Origin of the sequence: Streptomyces bugieae, assembly GCF_036352915.1 — a bacterium.
Classification (GTDB): Bacteria; Actinomycetota; Actinomycetes; order Streptomycetales; family Streptomycetaceae; genus Streptomyces; species Streptomyces endophytica.
Window position 1 is genome coordinate 1 of record NZ_JAZBJP010000194.1, and the last position, 426, is coordinate 426.

The following is a 426-nucleotide window of genomic DNA, read 5'->3' on the forward strand; positions in this document are numbered from 1 at the left end:
TCCCCAACCCCGCCGCGTTCGCGGCGAGGGGCACCGCCGTGCCCGGCGCGCCCATCGGCATCCCGGCGCAGCCGCGCAACGACACCCCGGCCCCGGCCCCGGAGGCCGACACGGGCGACGACGTCTACGTCATACGGGCCCTGACACCGCTGGCCGCCCGCGAGGCCAACCGCTCCGCGGTCACCGCGCTGCTGGACACGGCCGGCATCCCGCACTTCGCCGTACGCGGCACCTCGGACCACGGCACGGTCGTCGCCGTGGCGGAGGACGACCGCGAACGGGTGCTCAACGTCATCTTCCGGGGCCTGGGCCAGTACCCCGGCCACATCAGCACCGTGCGGACCGACCAGGTGCGTCCGGCGCGACCGCTCTCCTCCCGCGACGCCAGGGCCTGGCGGGACGTCAGGACGGCCGCCGCCCTCCAGG

The 426-nt window shown here is 76.5% G+C and carries 1 pseudogene; it reads left to right on the top strand.

The features are described 5' to 3' along the window. Positions 1–38 precede the first annotated feature (38 nt). Positions 39–426: pseudogene (locus tag V2J85_RS40845) on the top strand (hypothetical protein); the annotation flags it as partial.